The sequence below is a fragment of the Paenarthrobacter sp. AR 02 genome, assembly GCF_021538675.1.
Taxonomy (GTDB): domain Bacteria; phylum Actinomycetota; class Actinomycetes; order Actinomycetales; family Micrococcaceae; genus Arthrobacter.
The window spans coordinates 61,136-80,121 of record NZ_JAJUKH010000004.1; the positions used below are offsets into that span (position 1 = coordinate 61,136).

The 18,986-nt window shown below is 64.2% G+C and carries 25 protein-coding genes; 10 read left to right on the top strand and 15 right to left on the bottom strand.

Annotation, left to right across the window (positions count from 1 at the left end; translation table 11 throughout):
- Positions 1–50 precede the first annotated feature (50 nt).
- A complete protein-coding gene (locus LRQ04_RS10900; protein WP_235520177.1) occupies positions 51–914 on the bottom strand; it encodes an SDR family oxidoreductase in 864 nt (287 codons plus the stop codon).
- Between the two features lie 101 nt (positions 915–1,015).
- Here LRQ04_RS10900 and LRQ04_RS10905 point away from each other — a divergent pair, with 101 nt between their 5' ends.
- Positions 1,016–1,393: a helix-turn-helix domain-containing protein gene (locus LRQ04_RS10905; protein WP_235520178.1), complete on the top strand. Its 378-nt coding sequence runs from the start codon at positions 1,016–1,018 to the stop codon at positions 1,391–1,393.
- Between the two features lie 81 nt (positions 1,394–1,474).
- Here LRQ04_RS10905 and LRQ04_RS10910 read toward each other — a convergent pair whose 3' ends face one another.
- The gene (locus tag LRQ04_RS10910) at positions 1,475–2,224 is read right to left on the bottom strand and encodes a 3-hydroxybutyrate dehydrogenase (RefSeq protein ID WP_235520179.1); all 750 of its coding nucleotides are present in this window, start codon (positions 2,222–2,224) and stop codon (positions 1,475–1,477) included.
- A 4-nt stretch (positions 2,225–2,228) separates the two neighbouring features.
- Positions 2,229–3,620, bottom strand: coding sequence for an MFS transporter (locus tag LRQ04_RS10915; protein ID WP_235520180.1), 1,392 nt, complete (start codon positions 3,618–3,620; stop codon positions 2,229–2,231).
- Between the two features lie 137 nt (positions 3,621–3,757).
- Between LRQ04_RS10915 and LRQ04_RS10920 the strand changes: the two genes are divergently transcribed.
- Entirely contained in the window at positions 3,758–4,654 is an 897-nt protein-coding gene (locus LRQ04_RS10920) for a LysR family transcriptional regulator (RefSeq protein ID WP_235520181.1), read from the top strand.
- Positions 4,655–4,658: 4 nt separating this feature from the next.
- On the opposite strand, the gene LRQ04_RS10925 is transcribed toward LRQ04_RS10920, so the two are convergent.
- A complete protein-coding gene (locus LRQ04_RS10925; RefSeq protein WP_235520182.1) occupies positions 4,659–5,567 on the bottom strand; it encodes a spermidine synthase in 909 nt (302 codons plus the stop codon).
- 106 nt (positions 5,568–5,673) lie between these two features.
- Between LRQ04_RS10925 and LRQ04_RS10930 the strand changes: the two genes are divergently transcribed.
- Entirely contained in the window at positions 5,674–5,829 is a 156-nt protein-coding gene (locus LRQ04_RS10930; protein WP_235520183.1) for a hypothetical protein, read from the top strand.
- A 19-nt stretch (positions 5,830–5,848) separates the two neighbouring features.
- Here LRQ04_RS10930 and LRQ04_RS10935 read toward each other — a convergent pair whose 3' ends face one another.
- From LRQ04_RS10935 to LRQ04_RS10945, 3 genes are read right to left on the bottom strand one after another with little or no spacing between them, the layout of a single operon-like run.
- Positions 5,849–6,352 (bottom strand): GNAT family N-acetyltransferase, encoded by a 504-nt coding sequence (locus tag LRQ04_RS10935; protein ID WP_235520184.1) that lies wholly within the window; start codon positions 6,350–6,352, stop codon positions 5,849–5,851.
- A gap of 3 nt (positions 6,353–6,355) precedes the next feature.
- Complete coding sequence (locus LRQ04_RS10940; protein WP_235520185.1) at positions 6,356–7,027, bottom strand: O-methyltransferase; 672 nt, start codon at positions 7,025–7,027, stop codon at positions 6,356–6,358.
- A 40-nt stretch (positions 7,028–7,067) separates the two neighbouring features.
- Positions 7,068–7,400: a thiamine-binding protein gene (locus LRQ04_RS10945; protein WP_211710833.1), complete on the bottom strand. Its 333-nt coding sequence runs from the start codon at positions 7,398–7,400 to the stop codon at positions 7,068–7,070.
- A 92-nt stretch (positions 7,401–7,492) separates the two neighbouring features.
- Here LRQ04_RS10945 and LRQ04_RS10950 point away from each other — a divergent pair, with 92 nt between their 5' ends.
- Positions 7,493–8,122, top strand: a complete 630-nt coding sequence (locus tag LRQ04_RS10950; protein ID WP_235520186.1) for a TetR/AcrR family transcriptional regulator — start codon at positions 7,493–7,495, stop codon at positions 8,120–8,122.
- Here LRQ04_RS10950 and LRQ04_RS10955 read toward each other — a convergent pair.
- From LRQ04_RS10955 to LRQ04_RS10970, 4 genes are read right to left on the bottom strand one after another with little or no spacing between them, the layout of a single operon-like run.
- Positions 8,119–8,430, bottom strand: coding sequence for an AzlD domain-containing protein (locus LRQ04_RS10955; RefSeq protein ID WP_235520187.1), 312 nt, complete (start codon positions 8,428–8,430; stop codon positions 8,119–8,121). The genes LRQ04_RS10950 and LRQ04_RS10955 overlap by 4 nt on opposite strands.
- Complete coding sequence (locus tag LRQ04_RS10960; RefSeq protein ID WP_235520188.1) at positions 8,427–9,185, bottom strand: AzlC family ABC transporter permease; 759 nt, start codon at positions 9,183–9,185, stop codon at positions 8,427–8,429. Before LRQ04_RS10960 ends, LRQ04_RS10955 begins: the two co-directional genes overlap by 4 nt.
- Positions 9,182–9,616, bottom strand: a complete 435-nt coding sequence (locus LRQ04_RS10965; protein WP_235520189.1) for a hypothetical protein — start codon at positions 9,614–9,616, stop codon at positions 9,182–9,184. Before LRQ04_RS10965 ends, LRQ04_RS10960 begins: the two co-directional genes overlap by 4 nt.
- A 36-nt stretch (positions 9,617–9,652) precedes the next feature.
- A complete protein-coding gene (locus LRQ04_RS10970; RefSeq protein ID WP_235520190.1) occupies positions 9,653–10,540 on the bottom strand; it encodes a glycerophosphodiester phosphodiesterase family protein in 888 nt (295 codons plus the stop codon).
- Positions 10,541–10,590: 50 nt separating this feature from the next.
- Here LRQ04_RS10970 and LRQ04_RS10975 point away from each other — a divergent pair, with 50 nt between their 5' ends.
- Entirely contained in the window at positions 10,591–11,937 is a 1,347-nt protein-coding gene (locus LRQ04_RS10975) for a DUF445 domain-containing protein (RefSeq protein WP_235520191.1), read from the top strand.
- On the opposite strand, the gene LRQ04_RS10980 is transcribed toward LRQ04_RS10975, so the two are convergent.
- The 3 genes from LRQ04_RS10980 to LRQ04_RS10990 are packed head-to-tail and all read right to left on the bottom strand — an operon-like array spanning position 11,909 to position 14,329.
- Complete coding sequence (locus LRQ04_RS10980) at positions 11,909–12,730, bottom strand: biotin-dependent carboxyltransferase family protein (RefSeq protein WP_235520192.1); 822 nt, start codon at positions 12,728–12,730, stop codon at positions 11,909–11,911. The genes LRQ04_RS10975 and LRQ04_RS10980 overlap by 29 nt on opposite strands.
- 35 nt (positions 12,731–12,765) lie before the next feature.
- The gene (locus LRQ04_RS10985) at positions 12,766–13,515 is read right to left on the bottom strand and encodes a LamB/YcsF family protein (RefSeq protein ID WP_235520193.1); all 750 of its coding nucleotides are present in this window, start codon (positions 13,513–13,515) and stop codon (positions 12,766–12,768) included.
- Positions 13,499–14,329, bottom strand: coding sequence for a hypothetical protein (locus LRQ04_RS10990; protein WP_235520194.1), 831 nt, complete (start codon positions 14,327–14,329; stop codon positions 13,499–13,501). Before LRQ04_RS10990 ends, LRQ04_RS10985 begins: the two co-directional genes overlap by 17 nt.
- Positions 14,330–14,529: 200 nt before the next feature.
- On the opposite strand from LRQ04_RS10990, the gene LRQ04_RS10995 reads away from it, so the two are divergent.
- Positions 14,530–14,694, top strand: coding sequence for a hypothetical protein (locus tag LRQ04_RS10995; RefSeq protein WP_235520195.1), 165 nt, complete (start codon positions 14,530–14,532; stop codon positions 14,692–14,694).
- Positions 14,695–14,778: 84 nt separating this feature from the next.
- Complete coding sequence (locus tag LRQ04_RS11000) at positions 14,779–15,186, top strand: DUF6855 family protein (RefSeq protein ID WP_235520196.1); 408 nt, start codon at positions 14,779–14,781, stop codon at positions 15,184–15,186.
- Between the two features lie 11 nt (positions 15,187–15,197).
- Here the strand turns inward: LRQ04_RS11000 and LRQ04_RS11005 are convergent, their stop codons facing one another.
- Positions 15,198–16,184, bottom strand: coding sequence for a LacI family DNA-binding transcriptional regulator (locus LRQ04_RS11005; RefSeq protein WP_235520197.1), 987 nt, complete (start codon positions 16,182–16,184; stop codon positions 15,198–15,200).
- A 441-nt stretch (positions 16,185–16,625) separates the two neighbouring features.
- Here LRQ04_RS11005 and LRQ04_RS11010 point away from each other — a divergent pair, with 441 nt between their 5' ends.
- The 3 genes from LRQ04_RS11010 to LRQ04_RS11020 all read left to right on the top strand — a co-directional run bounded on the left by LRQ04_RS11010 (position 16,626) and on the right by LRQ04_RS11020 (position 18,941).
- Positions 16,626–16,913 carry a hypothetical protein gene (locus LRQ04_RS11010; RefSeq protein ID WP_235520198.1) on the top strand — a complete coding sequence of 96 codons (288 nt, stop codon included), beginning with the start codon at positions 16,626–16,628 and terminating at the stop codon, positions 16,911–16,913.
- 79 nt (positions 16,914–16,992) lie between these two features.
- Positions 16,993–18,150 carry a Gfo/Idh/MocA family oxidoreductase gene (locus LRQ04_RS11015; protein ID WP_235520199.1) on the top strand — a complete coding sequence of 386 codons (1,158 nt, stop codon included), beginning with the start codon at positions 16,993–16,995 and terminating at the stop codon, positions 18,148–18,150.
- On the top strand, positions 18,147–18,941 hold the full coding sequence (locus LRQ04_RS11020; protein WP_235520200.1) for a TIM barrel protein: 795 nt from the start codon (positions 18,147–18,149) through the stop codon (positions 18,939–18,941). The genes LRQ04_RS11015 and LRQ04_RS11020 overlap by 4 nt, the downstream gene beginning before the upstream one ends.
- Positions 18,942–18,986 lie beyond the last annotated feature (45 nt).

Sequence of the window (18,986 nt, forward strand, 5' to 3'; positions counted from 1 at the left end):
GCCAATGTTCACGAAGAAAATTGGCATTAACTGTCATCTCGCGGAGCTGTTTAGACGGAAGCAGCGGCGGAACGCACGGCCTCGGACAACGGAGTCGACGGGCGTCCGATCAGCTTGCTCAGGTCCCCTCCGGTCACCAGGAGATCTCCGCGGGCAATGCCCAGATCGGAGTCGGCCAGGATCTCCGCAAAGGCTTCCGGAACGCCAACGCTTGTCAGCAGCCCCGCGTACTCAGCCGCGGTCAGGTCGTTATAAGCGATGGTTTGACCGAAAGCTGCCGTGATTTCAGCAGCGAGTTCAGCCATGGTGAAAGCATCGTCCCCACCGAGCTCGTACACTTTTCCGGCCTGGTTGTCAGCGACCAGGACAGCCGCAGCCGCATGAGCATAGTCGGCGCGGGTTGCACCACTGACCTTGCCATTTCCTGCGCTACCCGCAAGCGCTCCCTGGGCCAGCGTGCCCGGCAGTTGCTCGGTGTAGTTCTCCAAGTACCAGCCGTTCCGCAGGAGCACGAACGGGACGCCGGATTCCTTGAGGATGGCCTCGGTAGCCTGGTGCTCGGCCGCCAGTTTCATTCCGGTGGTTTCGGCGTTTGCGATGCTGGTGTAAGCGAGAAGCTCCACTCCTTCCGCCTTCGCTGCTTCAATCACCGTACGGTGCTGCTCCACGCGCTGGCCCACGGCACTGCCGGAGATCAGCAGGACCTTGCTGGCACCTTTCAGTGCTTCTGCAACTGAAGCGGCGTCTTCATAATCCATTGTCCTGACCTGAACGCCACGGTCCGCAAAATCGGCCAGCTTCTCGATCGAACGGCCTGCAGCAATGATGGTCTCTGCGGGGACGTTGCGCTCCAAGAGTGCCTCTACTACGTGACGGCCCAGCTGTCCGGTTGCTCCAGTGATAACGATGCTCATGGTGTTCCTCTCCAAGGTTTTTGCTCTGTCATGCTGGTCAACGAGCCAAGAAGCCATAAACTTCCCAAAAGAGAGTACGCACTTTAAGGTAAGGTACTGACATGAAAGTAAGTGCCATACCCGCCCCGCTCCCGGCCACCCTCGCCGACGGCGTGTTCCCGGCCGGCTGCCCCAGCCGGACGGTGCTGGACCACATCACGAGCAAGTGGGGCGTGCTCATTCTGCTGTCGCTCTCGGAGGGTGAGCAACGGTGGAGCGAACTTCGACGCCGGGCTGACGGCATCAGCGAAAAAATGCTGGCCCAAACCCTCAAAACACTCGAAAAGGACGGCCTGGTCCGCCGCGATGCGCAGCCCGTCATCCCGCCCCGCGTGGACTACAGCCTGACCGAACGAGGCCGCGAACTTGCCGCCCTGCTCATCCCCTTGGTGACGTGGGCCTTCGACAATGCCGAGGCCATCATCGGCGGCGAAGGTTAGGCCGGCTCCGACCGCCGAAACTACAAGTAATGCCAATGTTCGCGTCGAACATTGGCATTACTTGGCATCTCACCGGGGCTGCTATCGGGCCGACCACCCACCGTCCATGGTGTAGCTCGCGCCGGTGACCATACCGGCGTCGTCGGAGGCCATCCAGGCTGCCAGCGACGCAACTTCCTCCACCTCGACCAGCCGCTTCACTGCCGATTCCGTCAGCATCACCTTGGCCAGGACCTCGGCCTCGGGAATGCCATGGAGCCGGGCCTGGTCGGCGATTTGCTTCTCAACAAGGGGCGTGCGGACGTAACCCGGGTTGATGCAGTTGGAGGTGACCCCGTGCTCTCCCCCTTCCAAGGCGGTGACCTTGCTGAGCCCCTCGAGGCCGTGCTTGGCGGACACGTAGGCGCTTTTGTAGGCCGAGGCCCGGAGTCCATGGACGGAGGAGATGTTGATGATCCGGCCGAACCCGTTGGCGTACATGTGCGGGAGCGCGGCCCTGATGAGGAGGAACGGCGCCTCCAGCATCAGGGCCAGGATCCGCCGGAACTCCGCGGGTTCGAACTCCTCAATCGGCGCAACTTTCTGGATGCCCGCGTTGTTGACCAGGATGTCGCAGTCCAGGCTCAGTGCCGCGAGGGCGTCGACGTCCAAGAGGTCCACCGTCCACGCCGTGCCGCCCAGCTCATCGGCGAGGGACGCAGCTCCGGAGGCATCGACGTCGGCCACTACAACTTTCGCCCCACGGGCGGCCAGCGCCCGGGCACAGGCCGCCCCGATTCCGCTCGCACCGCCGGTCACCAATGCTTTGCGTCCGTTCAAGGAGTTGTCCATCGAATCAGCCCTTCTTTATTGGCGAGGCAGTCGTCAGTCCGTGACGTTCGGCATCGGCTTCGTCCACGGATTCGAGCGCGATGCCCTTGGTCTCCTTCAGGGAAACGACGGCGACGGCGGTAATCGCGCAGGCGACCACCAGGTAGATCGCGGTGGGGAGCCAGGAGCCCGTGTCCTTGAGCCACTGCGTTGCCAGCAGGGGCGCCAGTGAGCCTGCGAAGATCGAGGTGACCTGCGAGCCGAGCGAAACGCCGGAGTAGCGCATGCGGGTGGGGAAGAGTTCGGACATGATGGCCGGCTGCCCCGCGTACATGAAGGCATGCAGGCACAGGCCGATGGTCACGGCGAGCACGATGACCACGGCGTTCTTGGTGTCGAACATGGGGAAGGCGAAGAACGGCCACGTCGCGCCGGTGATGGCACCAATCAGGTACACGGGCTTGCGTCCCCACGAGTCCACGAGGCGTCCAACCTGCGGGATGACCAGGAAGTGGATGAGGTGTGCGATCAGGAGAGCCAGCAGGAGCGAGGAAGTGTCGTACTTGTGGACGCTCTTGAGATAGACGATCGCGAAGCTCACCACGAGGTAGTACATGATGTTCTCCGCGAACCGGAGTCCCATGGCCTGCAGGATGCCCTTGGGGTACTTGCGGATGACCTCGCCCACGCCGTAGCTGATGGCCTTGGACTCCTCCACCTGTGCCTTGGCTTCAAGGAAGATAGGTGCCTCGGTGACGTGGGTGCGGATGTAGTAGCCAACGAACACGATCACCGCGGAGAGCCAGAACGCTACGCGCCAGCCCCAGCCGAGGAAGGCTTCGCTGCTGAGCGTGGTGGACATGACGAACAGGACCAGCGTGGCCAGCAGGTTTCCAACCGGCACGGCTGCCTGCGGCCACGAGGACCAGAAACCACGCGACTTGTTGGGGCTGTGCTCAGCCACCAGAAGCACCGCGCCACCCCACTCGCCACCGAGCGCGAAGCCCTGGATGAAGCGGAGGGCCACCAGCAGGGCAGGCGCCCAGTAGCCGATGTCCACGAAGCCGGGGAGGCAGCCCATGAGGAACGTGGAGACGCCCACAATCACGATGGTCAACTGCAGCGTGGGCTTGCGGCCCAGTTTGTCGCCGATCTGGCCGAAGACGATTCCGCCCAGCGGACGGGCAACGAAGCCCACCGCGTAGGTGATGAACGCCTGGATGATGCCGTCCAGCTCGTTCCCGGTGCTCGGGAAGAAGTACTTCCCAAAGACCAGTGTTGCCGCAGTGGCGTAGAGGAAGAACTCGTACCACTCCACTACTGTGCCCACCATTGAGGCTGCGACGATCTTCTTCAGGCCGGAGCCCTTGCCGGCATCTTTTCCGGCTCTTGATGCGGAGCGCTGCTCAACGCTCATATCCATCTCCTCAGTGTCCTCTTTGACCCTTTTGAACGTGATGTGATCCACAACACGGAATGCTCCACTGAGTATTGCCGCAGATTCGTTATGCCTCAATGACCAATAAGGCACCTTAGGTGTGCAGAATTGCAGATATGAATCCCAATCCAGACGACCTCCTCATCCTCCTCGCCGTCTCACGCTCAGGAAAATTCACGACGGCGGCCCAAGCCTTGGGGCTGAACCACACCACCGTCTCTCGCAGGATAGCGGCACTGGAAAAGGCGCTGGGCGGCAGGGTCCTGGCGCGAGCCGCCGGGGGTTGGGAAGTGACCGAGCTGGGCGCCCAAGCCGTACTGGTCGCGGAACGGATCGAAGCTGCGGTGGGCGCGCTGGGACCCAGCGACCGCGCACCCGACCCCATCACCGGCGTCGTGCGCATGACCGCGACAGACGGTTTCAGCGCGTACATTGCGGCACCCGCTGTTGCCCGCCTGAGACGGGACCACCCCGGACTGAGCGTCGAGATCGTGACCGTGACGCGTCGGGCACTGCAGCAGCGATCGGGACTGGACATCGAGGTGGTGGTCGGCACGCCGCAAGTACACCGTGCCGAAGCGATCAGGCTGGGCGAATACCGGCTGGGAATGTACGCGTCCCGTGCTTACCTTTCGGATCACGGGACACCCGGAAGCATCGAGGAACTCACGCGACACCAACTGGTCTACTTTGTGGATTCCATGCTCCAGGTGGACGATCTGGATGCGCCCCGGAGGCTCGTCCCGACCATGCGCGACGGCCTCAGCTCCACCAACGTGTTCGTGCATGTCGAGGCCACCCGGGCGGGGGCAGGCATTGGGTTCCTTCCCTGCTTCATGGCCGACCGGCACTCCGATTTGGTGCGCCTGCTGCCCTCGGACTTCGCCGAGCTCCTCCCCTACTGGATGGTCCTCCGCCCCGACTCCATGCGCCGCCCTGCGGTAGCCGCCGTCGTGCAGGCCTTGCGGGAGGAGACGGAGGGGAGGCGGGAGGAACTGCTGGGGGCCGAATGACCCGCTAGGCGGGGGTCGGCTCCGGTTCCGCAGGAGGATCGTGACGTACCGGAATCCCGGCAGCGAAGGCGCGCACTTGGGCGTCGTCCCAGATGTGGGCTGGGACGCCGCCGCCCAAAAGCCGTCTGGCAAGGGTGGGGTCATCCCCGAACGGCGCATGGCTGCCGGCCATGATCATATTGCCGTAGCGGCGACCCTTGAGCATGGCGGGGTCGGCGATGATCATGGTGTGCTCGAAGGTGTCCGCGATGGTTGCGGCATCGGCGCGGGCATTCTTGAGGTCCGGGGCGTCGCCGGAGTTGACCACATACAGCCCATCGGCTGCGAGTACCGCGTCCGCGTGGGCCGTGAATTCACGCGTTGTCAGGGCACGGGGCGTAAAGGCTCCGGCGAAGACGTCGCGGATGATGAGGTCACGGGTATCGGGAGTCAGCGACTCTGTCACCTGCCGCGCTTCGCCAACCCGGATCCGCAACAGGGGCGCCTTGGGCAATTCGAACCAACCACGGACATACTCCGCGAGCTTGCCATCGAGCTCCACCACAACCTGCCGCGCCTCGGGGTAGGCAGCGTGGAAGTACCGGGCCATGGAACACGCTCCCCCGCCCAGATGGAGCGCGCGCAACTTGGGATTCTGTTCCCTGGGCCAGCGCGATTCCACCAAAGCCGCGATCCAGCGCATGTATTCGAAATCCAGGAACAGCGGATCGGCAAGGTCGATGTGCGAGCTCATCACGCCATTGATTTTCAGCAACCAGCCGTTGGAGTTGTCCTGGTCCTGTATCAGCTCGCAATCGCCGGTATCGATGTAGTAGACGCCCTCTACCGGGCCGTCGAGACGGGTGCCGGAAGGCACGTCGACGACTCCCGCCGTCGACCTTTGTGACTTGCTCACCCTGCCGCGTTTTGCCACTACTTCCGCCCTACCTCAGTCATGGTTCCAGCCTAGTGGAGCCCTGCAGCCCAGTGAGTAGTAAGGATACTTACAATAATGGGCGGTTGGGCCATAAGATCAATCCATGAACCTTGGCGAGTGGGTATGGGCGGAACTGTTCACCGCCGCTGCGGCATGGCTGACCGTGGTCTTCCTGCTGCTGGCCCGCGTGCCCAAGCCGCCGAGCCTGCTGGATTCGTCCTTGGACGACGAGGAAGCGGGCAACGGCGAACTGGAATAGTGTCCGGTTTTAGCGGCGGTTAGCGGCCGACGGCGGGACGCACCATCCGATGCTCCGGCAGCGAGTACCAGGACGGGTCGCAGAGCTGCCTTTTGCCGTCGGGTACGAAGCCATTGCGCCGGTAGAAGGCCTGGGCCCGCGGATTGGCGTCCAGGACCCAGAGATACGCTGGACCGTCTCCAATCAAGGCATCCACCAACGCCTGGCCCACACCACGGCCATGGATACGCTCCAGTGTGTAGAGCATGAACAACTCCATGTCGCAGGGCTTATCCTCGTCACTGCCCGAGCCTGCGGCCCCAATACCTACAAGGTCGCCGTCCGGCCCGTGGGCCAGCATCCGGGAGTGGCCGGCAGCAATGGACTCCCGATACCGCTCGATGCGGTCCGGCAAGGCGGCTTCCTGTTTGGCAAAGAACTCTGGCGGCAGCAACTGCCCGTAGCTCTCACGCCAGGACTGGAGGTGCATGATGGCCATCTCCTCGGCGTCCTCCACCATTGCCGGACGAATCGTGAAATCCACCGCTTACCTCACCCTTGCCATCGCGAAGCCGTCCCAGCCTTTGCTTCCAACCGTCTGGATGGCGGTGGCGTCCAAGCGCCGGTCCTGTCCCATCATCTCCAGCATCTTCACGATGCCCGGCGCATTAACCTCATCCCGTTGCGGGTCCAGGATGGCGCCATCCCAGATGACGTTGTCCACCACAATCACCGTCCCCGGGCGGCCAAGCCTGATGGCCCAGTCCAGGTAGTTGGCGTCGTTTTCCTTATCGGCATCGATGAAAACGAAGTCGAACGGGTCCTGGTCCACAAGCGTGGGCAAGGTGTCCAGGGCCGCACCCACACGGATGTCCACCTTGTGGCCCACGCCGGCTGCATCCAGGTTGGCCCGCGCGACGTCCGCGTGTTTCCGGAGGAATTCGCACGTGACGATCCGGCCGTCGTCGGGCAGTCCCTGCGCCATCCACATACTGCTGAACCCGGCCAAGGTGCCAATCTCAAGCACGCGCCTGGCCCCGGACATCTGCACGAGCATGCGCAGCAGTTTGCCTGCATTGGGTGCCACTTCGATCGCCGGCATGCCCGCGTCAACAGCGGACGTCAAGGCACGCTTGTGGGCAGGATCAGGACGCACGACGACGTCGGTCAGGTACCGCTCCACATCGACCCAACCAGGCTCGGTGACGTGTTCAATCATGCGCCCCAGTCTTGCACTCGCGGCAGGCTGGGGGAAGGAACTAGTCCGTGGCGGTGATGGCCTCTTCGAGACGCTCCACTTTTCCGGTCAATTCGCCGCTGTAACCCGGACGGATATCGGCCTTGATCACCAGCGAAACCCGGCTGCCATAGCGACCAACCGCCTCGGTGGCGCGCTTGACCACGTCAAAGACTTCGTCCCACTCACCCTCGATGGTGGTGAACATGGAGTCCGTCTGGTTGGGAAGTCCGGACTCCCGGACGATTTTGACTGCGGCGGCAACGGCGTCGTGCACGGAGGCGTCGGGGGTGGGTCCGCCATTGGCAGCGGATGCGGGCTGGCCCGAAGGCGCGACTGAGAATGCAAGCAACATGGAATCCAGTGTTTCATGTACCGGTTTGTCACATAACGGCCTACTCCCGCGTAACAACAGGCAGGGACCTGACCGTTGCTACCCTGACAAGCATGGAACAGCCCTCTGAACGCAAGCCCCTCAGGGCAGACGCCGCACGCAATGTGGACAAGATCATTACCGCCGCAAGGCAGTGCTTCCGGGAACACGGGCCCGAAGTACCGTTGCAGACCATCGCCGCCACCGCTGGAGTTGGCCCGGCTACCCTGTTCCGCAACTTTTCGGATAAGGAGCAGCTGGTGCTCGCTGCCCTGTCGCGCCAGCTCCGCCAGCATGTGGATCCCGTGGCTGCCGCAGCCCTTGACGGCATGGACGCCGCCGAGGGCCTCATCAACGTCATCGATGCCGTGATGCAGGTAGCCAGTGAAGACGCCAACCTCCTTGACGCCGTTGCCGGACGCCGCGGACTCCTCATGGGGATCACCGGTGGCCTCATCGGCTCCATGGCCACCTTGTTGGAGCGCGGCCAAGGCCAGGGTTCCCTCCGCCGGGACATCACCATCGAGGACATGGTCCGGCTGGTGGCCATGCTCATAGGCGCCGTGGACACGATGGAGCCTGGATCAGAGGCGTGGAAGCGGCCCGTTGCCTTGATCGAGGACGCCATCCGGACAGAACGACCGGCGCGCCCCCTCCCGGAACAGTCCGGCATTCCAGGCGTGACCTTTACCGACGCTGTCTAGCCCCACCCCAACAGCCTGAGGAGGGCGGCCGCGGCAGCGCCGGAAATCACCACCACCAGGAACGGTGCCCGGAGCCACAACGCCAAGGCGGCCGCAGCCAACGCCCCGATGCGGGCATCCAGAACCAGGGCCTGCCCCGAAGCGACAGCATTGACCACCGTCAGTGAGGCCAGCAGGCCAATGGTCATGGTGCCGGCCACGTGCATGATCCGCGGGCTTTCCAACAGCTTGGCGGGCACAAAGTAGCCCAGCAGCTTAGTGAGGTAGGCCAGGCCGCACGCGATCAGGATCCAAAGCCATAGGTTCATGCGTTGCTCCTGGGTTCTTGTTGGCGCTTTTCCGCGTAGGGATCCACGTCCGGCTCAAGCCCTTCATCCATGCGCGCGTGGCTGAACCACCCGATGATTCCGGCCACGACGGCAGCAACCAAAATCGGAACACCTGACGGCACGAAGGGCACCGCCAAAACCGTGGCCAGTGCACAGGCTGCGGCGATGGCCCACGGCTCCCGGCCCTTCAGCCGGGGCCAGAGCAAGGCCAGGAACGCTGCTACGGCGGCGCCATCGAGGCCCCACTGCTTGGGATCTCCCATGGCATCTCCTGCCAAGGCGCCAACGGCCGTAAAGATATTCCACAAGATGAATATTCCAATACCGGCTGTCCAGAACCCGCGGCGCTGCTCATCCGGGTCCGTCTGGCCGGACGCCGTCGCCGTCGACTCGTCAATGGTGACGTGCGCGGAAAGGTAGCGCTTCCAGCCGCCGGGCCGGAGCATGGCATTGATCTGCATGCCGTAGATGCCGTTGCGCAGCCCCAGGAGTGCGCTGGCCGTCATCGCCGCCACCCCCGAGCCACCGCCCGCCACGACACCGATGAATGCGAACTGGGACCCACCGCTGAAGAGCAGGAGGCTCAGAACCATCGTCTGCCAGAAATCAAAGCCGGACGCGACAGACAAGGCACCAAACGAAACCCCGTAAAGTCCCGTGGCGATACTCAAGGAAAGAGCGATCTTGAATGCGGGCGACTCCCTGAGTTTCAGGGGCGCGGAACCACTGGTCATTTCCGCAGGCTCCACGACCAGAGGATCAGCGGAATCTGCAGGGGCAGCCGCACGGTGTGGATACGCCTCTCGGCAGGAGTGCCTTTAGGTCCGTAAGCGCGCCTGAGGGCATCAATATGCCCCGCAAGGAATGCAGTGAACATCGCTGTGGTTGCGTCAGCCGCCACCTTGCGGGTGGCAGGTACCAGGAGACCGACGGCGGCAGCCACCTCGAGCAGGCCCGACGACGCGACCCATTCCTCCCGCGACATCACGGCCAGGGGCCCATTGGGACGGCTCCCCGGTTCATCCCGGCGGCACAGGTAATCCGGCACCACGGGGTTATAGAAGGTGGGGGTCCGGAAATGCTTTGCGGCGCTGGCCAGGAGCAGGGCGCTCAAGCCTATTGCTGAGACGGTATGTGTTGCCTTGGGTGACCAGCGAAGTGACATGAGACCACTCAATCACAAGCGCGGTAAGCCCCAAAGTCAGCTGGAAACCATGAGCTGCGCCAGGACCTGCGCCGGTTTGTTGGTGGTGATCTCATGGATGCCGAGACCTTGGCAAAGCGCTACATCCTTCTGGGAATCAACAGTCCACACCCGGAATACACGGCCCGCCTCCAACCACCGCTGCACGTTGCGTGCATGCTCGCGCACATAGTCGATTCCCGGGCCCGCGATTCCCGCCTGTCCCTCGTCCAGCACGCGCTCCGCTTCCTCCTGCATTGCCTTCATGACGTTGGCCACCGCCCCGCCGGTGAGGAAGCCCAGGCCCAGTTCCTCCCGGATTTCCTGGACCGTGTAGTCATCCACCAGTTGGCAGACATGCTCCGCGGGAACAGTCTCCAGCAACCGCTGTACAGAATCTGAATCAAAGCTCATGAAGGAGACCTGGATGTTCTCGAGCCTGGATTCCTCCGGCGTCCAGCCTTCCTCGGCCAACAAGGCCAGTACCCGGTCCTCAAGCTTCAGCCCGTAGGGACTTGGGTGCTTGAGTTCGATGGCCAAGCCGATGTCGCGGCCAGCCCCGCGGAGGATGTCCAACAGCTCCGGCAGCGTCAGGAATTGGTCGGCCACTCCCCCATAGGCTTCAGGGATGCGCGCACCCTTCCATGACGAGAAGTCCAGCTCACGGAGCTCTTCCAGGGTCTGCTCGGCTACAGGTCCTGTCCCCGTGGAGGTCCGGTCCAGGTTGGAGTCGTGCAACAACACCACGTGCTGATCCCGGGTGAGGTGCACATCGCACTCGACTCCGTCCGCCCCGTCGTCGATGGCCCTCAAATAGGCGGCCCTGGTGTGTTCGGCAAAGGCGGCACTGGAGCCACGGTGGGCGTAGACCTTGGGCCTTGCGGTGGCGAAGTCGTCGCTTGTCATGGAGATACGGTAGCCCACGCGGTTGTACGCACGGGGGCTACGCTGGGCTAATGCAGGTGAACTCTGAACAAATCCCAACTGAAGACGTCACCAACCCCCGTCCGGCGTCAGGTCCCGCGCCCGCCCCGGCCGGTTCCGCCGTCGTCGATCTTTCGGCGGGAGACCTGGAAAAAGCAGCCGCGCTCCGCCGGATGAAGCGGCTGGCGTTGGCCCTGCTGATCGGGATGGCCGTGATCTTCACGGTGGCATTCGCCTTCCAGAAGCAGTACGCGTGGCTTGAGTACGTTCGCGCGGCGGCCGAGGGTGGCATGGTTGGCGCGCTGGCTGACTGGTTCGCCGTCACCGCCCTGTTCAAGTACCCCATGGGTCTGAGGATCCCGCACACCGCCATCATCCCGCGGCGCAAGGACCAGATCGGCGAATCGCTCAGCGAGTTCGTGGAAAGCAACTTCCTGTCCCAGGAGGTTGTTCAGGAGAAGTTGGCGAGCATCGATATTGCCCGCAAGTCCGGGGCCTGGTTGTCCGGTCCGGGTGGTGCCGAACGCGTCGCGAAGGAAGGCGGTGCTGCGATCCGCGGCGTGTTCACCGTCCTTAATGACGACGACGTCCAAGCGGTCATCGAAGGCATGGTCCGCAAGCACCTGCTCACCCCGCCATGGGGGCCGCCGGTGGGCCGGATGGCGGAGCGGATCTTCGTTGACGGCCACCACCACAAGTTGGTGGACCTGCTGGTGGACCGCGCCGCCGACTGGGTAGACGCCAACCATGCAACGGTGAACCGGCTCGTTTCGGACCGCTCGCCGCTGTGGGTGCCAACATTCGTGGACGGCCTGGTTGGCGACCGCGTTCACGTGGAACTGTCCAAGTTCATGCGCGCCGTCCAGTCCGACCAGAACCACCGGGTGCGCCAATCCATCGACGCCTACCTCACCGAGCTCGCCCAGGACCTGCAGCACGATCCGGCCATGATTGAGCGCGCCGAAACCATCAAGGCCCAGATCCTTGGTGACCCCGAGGTCCGTGAACTGGCCTCACGCACCTGGGGAACGGTGAAGACCGCACTGCTCAACGCCGTCGATGACCCCGACAGCGAACTGAGCCTGCGCTTCAAAGGAGCTGTCCGGGACTTCGGCACACGCCTGGTCAAGGACGACGAACTGGCCGGCAAGGTCAACGCTTGGATTGGCGACGCGGCCGGATACCTGGTGAACACCTACCGCTCGGACATTGCCGGCGTCATCTCCGACACGGTAGCCCGTTGGGACGCGGAAGAAACCTCCCAGAAAATCGAGCTCCAGGTGGGCAAGGACCTTCAGTACATCCGCATCAACGGAACCGTGGTTGGCGCGCTGGCAGGGCTGGCCATCTTCACGGTTGCGCACCTGCTGTTCGGATAGGAGCAGGGGCACCACCCGTCCCCAATAAGTGCACCATCTGGCCCGGCCTTGCCTGGCCGAGCAGGTCCAGGTCCTCGTCCCGGACCAGCGCGATCACGGGCGATTTTGCCGTTGCCGGGTGGCTGGCCAGGGCGATCACGGGAAGGCCCGACGGCGGCAGCAGGACCGAGCCGGTCCGCAGCGGCTGAGGTTGGGGTGCTGGAGTTGTGGCCGCCTCGAGTGGCCGACCCACCAGCCGCGCCCCGGCCCTGTCCGACTCCGTCGAGAGAATCCACGGTTCGGTGGTCAACCTCAGCCACGAATCAGCGCCGAAATCAGGGACCTGCGGGCCGCGGAAAACCCTGGCGACTACCGGACGTTCCGGATCCAGCGCACGGCGCGGGGGTTGTTGCAGGTCCGGGAAGGCCTGGCTGTTCGGGCGGCCGAAGGTCAGGGCACCGCCCGCGCGCAACGGCTCGGCCTGAGGCGGAATGCCACCGGGAACTGCCACGTAATACCTGATTCCGAAGAGCGCGGGCCCTACCTCAAGGACCGATCCCGGAGCCACCCGCACCGCTTTGTTAAGTGGCAGCTCGGAGCCGTTGAGGGTGACGATGCCTTCGGCACCGGTGACTGAAACTGCGGAGGCCGTGACGAAGCGGAGCCGGAGGCCACCGAGCAGGACCTCCAGGCCCCCGGCGTCGGCGCGGTTGCCCAGGAGGGCATTGGCCAGATGCATGGACGCGCGGTCCAGTGCCTGCTCCGGCTCCAGGGCCGAGGTCAAGGTCCCAGGGTCAACTACTACCGCACCCATTAATGCACTCCCCTACAAAGAACCGCACCGCAGGATCAGGCGAACGCTTCGACCTGCACGCCGGCGTGCTCCAGTCCCTCTCGAACGGCAGCGGCCATGCTGACGGCCCCTGGCGTGTCTCCGTGGATACACAGCGAATCCGCCTGCACGGGAACGACGGAACCGTCGATGGCCAGTACTTCCTTGCGCGTCGCCAACCGCACGGCCTGAGCCACCACTGCGGCGGGGTCGTGGAGGACTGAGCCCTCCTGGGTGCGCGGTACCAAGGTGCCGTCCGGCAGGTAGGCCCGGTCCACGAACGCTTCGCGGAAGACCGGGTGACCGGCCTCATCAGCCAGTTTCAACCATGCCGACCCCGGCAGTCCCAACACGGGAAGGCCGGGATCGTAGGCATGAACAGCAGCCACCACGGCCTCGGCCTGCTCGGGATCCTTAACAATCCTGTTGTAGAGGGCGCCATGCGGTTTGACGTAGTCCACCGAAGCACCGACGGTGTGGGCCATCCCGTCCAGGGCGCCGAGTTGGTAGAGGACGTCCCCGAAGAGCTCATCAAAGGTCATGTCCAAGGAACGGCGTCCGAACCCAGCCAGGTCCCGGTACCCCACATGCGCGCCTACACGAACGTCCAATTCAAATGCTGCGCGGCAGCTGTCCAGCATGGTGAGCGGATCCCCGGCGTGGAAGCCGCACGCCACGTTGGCGCTGCTCACGATACGGAACATCGAGGCGTCATCGCCCATGGTCCAGGAGCCAAAGGACTCTCCCAGGTCAGCGTTCAGATCCACTGTTACCGCCTTCCAGCGTCGGGTATTCGGTTGCGTTTACAGTCACGTTTTTGGTTGCGTTGGGCAGAAGTTCACCCGGCATCGTATCGGGCATCGCGCCGAAGGCTTCCTTGGCACTGGAGACCACGGCACGGCCCATCATCAGGTTGCCGGCACCGCCAACCACGGCCCCGATACCGAAGGGCAGGGCGCGTCCAATGAAGGCGCCGCCCTGTTTCTTCAGGAGGTTCTTCAGGAAGGCGCGCTGAATGGTGTCACGGATGACTCCGAATCCGCTGCCCGGAATCTTCTTGGTCAGGGTCTTGCCCCAGGCATTAGTGACGCCTTTACCGCGGCCCAGCGACTGCCCGCTCAGTGCGCCCAGCAGGGACGTGCCTTCCTCACCCAGCATGATGGCCATGACCATGGTCCGGGAACGTTCCGGGTCGGTGAGCCTGATGCCGTGGAGTTCGGCCAGGGACGACGCGTACAGGGCCGTGGTCTCCAGGAACCCCACGGTTGCCAGCGCGGAAAGGCCCAGCGATGCCGCGGTACCAATACCCGGCACGACGGCGGTCGCGCCTACGGCGGCACCCCCGCCTGAGATGACGAGCAGGTAATGGTGCTCCAGTTTTGCCGCAAGCTGCGCTGGAGAATCATGGGGGTGCCGGCGTTGCAAGCGTCGAAGGTTGGCCAGGACCAGTGGCCGCTGGACCTCTACGGCTTTAAGCAGGACATTGTGGACACCGGGCTTGGGTTTGCCTTGGGCGTCGAAAACGGCGTTGTGTGCTGTTTCCTGGGCGATTTTCACCGCCGGGTTGGGGCGCTTGGGCATCTTTACCTCTCCTTGGCAGTCTGTTGTTTCACGGGGAACTGCTGGGTTCAGCCTATGCCACACCTTTGGATCACAAGGTCCCTGATCAGTGCTATGTGGACAGGATTCCTTGGAGGGCGGACGCCGCAGCGGACCACACCCGGGCGTAGACTGGGGGCACTCACGGAAGCAGTCCCAGCCAAGGACAGGAAGTATCCGTCATGAAGCCATCAGATGAGACCGAACATGTCATCCGGCACCACACCGATGCTCCGGCAGAGGGCGAGACGGAAGGCTGGGTCCCGCATGACACCGGCCTCCACAGCCAGGACCCGGCGGAAGGTCCCGACATCGAGGACGACACCCCCGCAGAGGGCTCCCCGTAACTGACGTTCCTTTGCGAACCGGGCAGGCCGGGTGCTTTATGCCGCCCTGCGTAAGCTGACCACAAGCGCAGAAAGGACCCCTGAATGGCCGCTGGAACCAAGGACGATCCGTGGCAGCTGACCACTCCCCCGGGCTCGTCCGACTACATCATGTACAAGGATGAGTCCGCGGACCCACCGGCAATCGTCTGCCAAGTGGGCTCTACCAAGTTGCTGTACCAGCTCCGCGCCATCGAGGACCTGCACGCGTGGCTCGTGGAACAGGGCGACTGGGTCCCGCTGGGCGCCGCCGACGAAGGCAAGGACGCCGCCGAGGGAACGGTAGAGGCGTGGGGCCGCAGCGAAAGCAACCCGGTGGGCGGTTGGTACGGTCTCCGGAAGGGGTACCGGGGCCGGTTCGGCATGTACATGCCACCCCTGCTGGAAGCGCTGGGGTTGGCCGAACTTACCCATGAAAAGCGGAACAACTCCATGCGGGCGATCTCCACGTAACCGGACGGCGGTCAGCCGGGCACCCTGCCCGTAGTCTCCCTCACCACAAGGTGCGGTGTCCGCACCAGGTGGGCTGCCGACGTCGTACCCTCCAAGCGGTCCACCGCGCGGTCGACGGCGGCGCGGGCCAACAGCGGCGCGTCCTGGCTGATCGAAGACAACTGGACATAGCTGAGCCGGGCGAACTGGCTGTCGTCGTAGCCGAGGACGGAGACGTCGTCCGGCACCCGGAGGCCAGCGGCGCGGAAACTCTCCCAGACACCCAGCGCACACCGGTCATTGAAAGCAACGACGGCGGTGGGCAAGTCCTGCTGCAGCTCACGGCCGGCGCGCAAGCCGTCTTCTTCGGTGGGTCCCCCAGCGACGACGCGCGCATCCAAGCCACGCGAAGTCATCTCTGCCTGGAATGCCGCACGTCGTTGCGCGCTGGACACTGCCTGGCCGCCGTCCACGTGTGCGATCCGCTGATGCCCCAGCGAAACCAGATGCTCCACGGCCAGGTGGATCCCGGCATGGTCATCGCTGCTCACTGAGTCCAAGGCGTCGCCAACGTCGTCGCGGAGAAGGCTGATGACGGGCAAGCGGGCTGCGTATCCGGCCAGTTCCTCCGGCGGGAGGGACGGGGAAATCATGATCAGTGCCTCGCAGCCCAGGTCCAGCAGGGATTCTACTGCCCGCGCTTCCGGTCGGCCATTGGCCACTGCGCTGAGGGCGATGTCGTATCCGCGTATCGTCGCTCCGGCGTAGGCGGCGTCCACGATCTCGGCATGGAAGGCCTGTGCGGTGGAAAAGCTGAGGCCAAGGAGCCTGGTGCGGCTGCTTCGGAGGAGCCGGGCGCGGCTGTCGGGCCGGTAGCCGAGTTCCCTTGCGGCCGCTTGGACTTTCAGCCGGGTCGCTTCGGAAGCACCCGGGGCGTCCCGCATGACGATGGAAACCAAGGCCCTGGATACACCTGCGGCTTCAGCCACGTCCATCAAGGTGGGACGTTTCCCGGTCATGGCTCTCCTCTGCTCGGAGCCAGTCTATAGAACGTTCTACAGGCGAATAGATGTGTGCGCTCACAAATCCGGTCGTGCGGCCGGCCGCGACTCAGACGACCGACCGCACTAGCCCGGTTTCATGCAGCGACGGCGCCCCGGGTGGGCCCCAGAACCCACCACACCCATCGCTGCCAACTCGTCAATGAACCGAGACGCAGCCGAAAAGGGCAACGGCGCAGTGCGCGGCTCAAAGACATGGGCACTGGATATGTGGCCTGACCTGCGGAAACGTGACGCAGGGTTGCCAAGAAGTTTTTTGAACGGCACCCGGGGCATGGCATGGGCATGGCATTGCCCGGTCCCCGAGCCAAAGGTCCCCCGAAAAGGGCATCACTTTTCGCTTCGCCGGAGCACTCCTAAGTACCCGGATATTGAGCAACCACCGCGCAGGAGCAAGATGTGAAATCAACCAAAGGGCTGGCCGTACCATTCGTCCCCTCATTTGCGGACGCGCCGGACATCCACCTGCTGCTTATGGCGGCGCTGGTCCTGTTGGCCGGGCTGGCCGGAGGGTGCACCATGCTGCTGCTCCTGCTGATGGCACCCCTGGCGAAGCTGGCGCTGGACCACATCCGCCCATCGCGCCAGGTCGCCCCCGAGCCGAAGCTCTCGACGCCGGGACTCCAGGCTGGTGTCCCGCACAACCCGGCGCAGATTCCGCTGGACAGCCCAAGACCCTTGAACTAGAACGATCTAGACGAGCAGGCTGAAAGCGTGCCATCATGGGCGTACTAGAACGATCTAGACATCCATTCAAGGAGCCCCAATGACGTACCTTCAGCACCCGGTCGCCGATGACCGGCCCGTCCGCATCGCAGTCATCGGGGCGGGGTGGATCGGCAACTTCCACGCTGAATCCATTGCAGTCCGCCTCCCCAACGCCCGGCTGGAAGCCATCGCCGATCCCGTACAGCCCGCCCTGGAGGCCCTCGCGAGCCGGCTGGGCGTGGCGAAAATCAGCACCGATGCATCTGATGTCCTGAACGACCCCGACGTGGACGCGGTCCTGATCGCTGCGCCCCTGCGCTTCCACTCGGAACTGATCACCGCAGCGGCCAAGGCAGGCAAGGATGTCTTCTGCGAGAAGCCGGGCGGCCGGACCATTGAGGAACTCGACGCCGCCATCGCAGCAGCGGAAGAGGCCGGCGTCGTCCTCCGCTTTGGCTTCAACCGCCGCTACTCCACCGACTTTGCGGCAGCGCGGAAGCTCATCGACCAGGGCATCGTTGGCGTGCCGCAGCTTCTCCGCTCCCTCACCCGCGACCCCGGGACCGAAGCCGGAATCGGCAACCCGGAGCGAATCGCGCCCGGCACCATCTTCCTTGAGACGCTGATCCACGACTTCGACACCCTGAACTGGCTGAACCCCGGCGCCGTTCCGGTCAAGGTCCACGCGGTCGCAGACGCCCTGGTAGCTCCCGAAGCCAAGGCCGGCGGCCTCCTGGATACCGCCGTGGTGACGGTAACCTACAGCAACGGCGCCATCGCGGTGGCCGAAGCCAACTTCAACGCGCTGTACGGCTATGACGTCCGCGGCGAAGTTTTCGGCTCGGCGGGCATGGTCACGGCAGGCAGCCCGCAGTCCACCAATGCCACGAGCTACACCGCGGCGGGTATCACCTCGGAAACCACCCGCCTTAACATTGACCTCTTCCACGACGCCTACACGGAGGAGCTGGCACACTTCGCGGACGACGTCGCCGCGCGCCGCGGTTCCACAGACAAACGTCCGACGGCGGCCCCGCCGCGTACCGCTGTTGCCGCGCCGGGTGGAGTAGACGCCCGGAACGCCCTGGCTGTGGCATTGGCCGCGTTCAAGTCCGCAGAGTCGGGGTTGCCGGTAGCGGTGGCAGACGTAGCGGAGCTTCGCCCAGCCGAGGCCGAACCCCGGGGTGCGGCCGTGGTACAGGAGGTCGGAGCGTGACCTTCCGCCTGGCCGTCTGCGCGGAGATGGTCTACGGCGAACTGCCGTTGATCGAGCGCGTTCGCCGCATCCACGATCAGGGCTTCGAGGTTGAGCTCTGGGACACCCGCGGCAGGGACATCGCGGCCCTCGCCGCCACCGGAGCAAGGTTCTCGTCCATGAGCGGCTATTTCGGCGGCAGCCTGACCGACTCCGCCACTGCACACGAGGTCCTTGCATCGGCGGAGAAGTTGATCCCCACAGCCTTGGAACTTGGTGTCGAGCGGATGGTGGTCCATCCCGCGGAGCTTGGTGAGGGTGGCCGTGCGGTGAGGCCGACACATCGGACTACGGGCGGGATGTGGTTGACCGGACTCCGCACCTTGGAACAGTTGGGGCAACTGGGTGCCCAGCATGGGATCGTCTTCGCGCTGGAAAACCTGAACACCATTCTGGACCACCCGGGCATCCCCTTGGCCCGCGCGAAGGACACCCTGGCGCTGGTCCAAGCCCTCGACCACCCCAACGTGAGGATGATGCTGGACCTCTACCACGCACAGATTGGCGAGGGTAACCTGATCGAGCTCGTCCGCGCAGCCCAGCCGTACACGGGCGAGATCCAGGTGGCCGATGTACCCGGGCGCTTCGAACCGGGCACCGGCGAGATCAACTACTCGGCTGTTGCCAGGGCACTGGCGGACGTCGGATACACCGGGGTGATCGGGCTGGAAGCCGGGGCTGTTGGCGGTCAATCGATCGAAGCCGGGGATGCTGCACTGGCCGCGTTCCGCGCAGCATTCACTCCCAACTGAGCCTCAGTTCAGGTCGTTTTGAAATGCCTCAAAACGACCTGAACT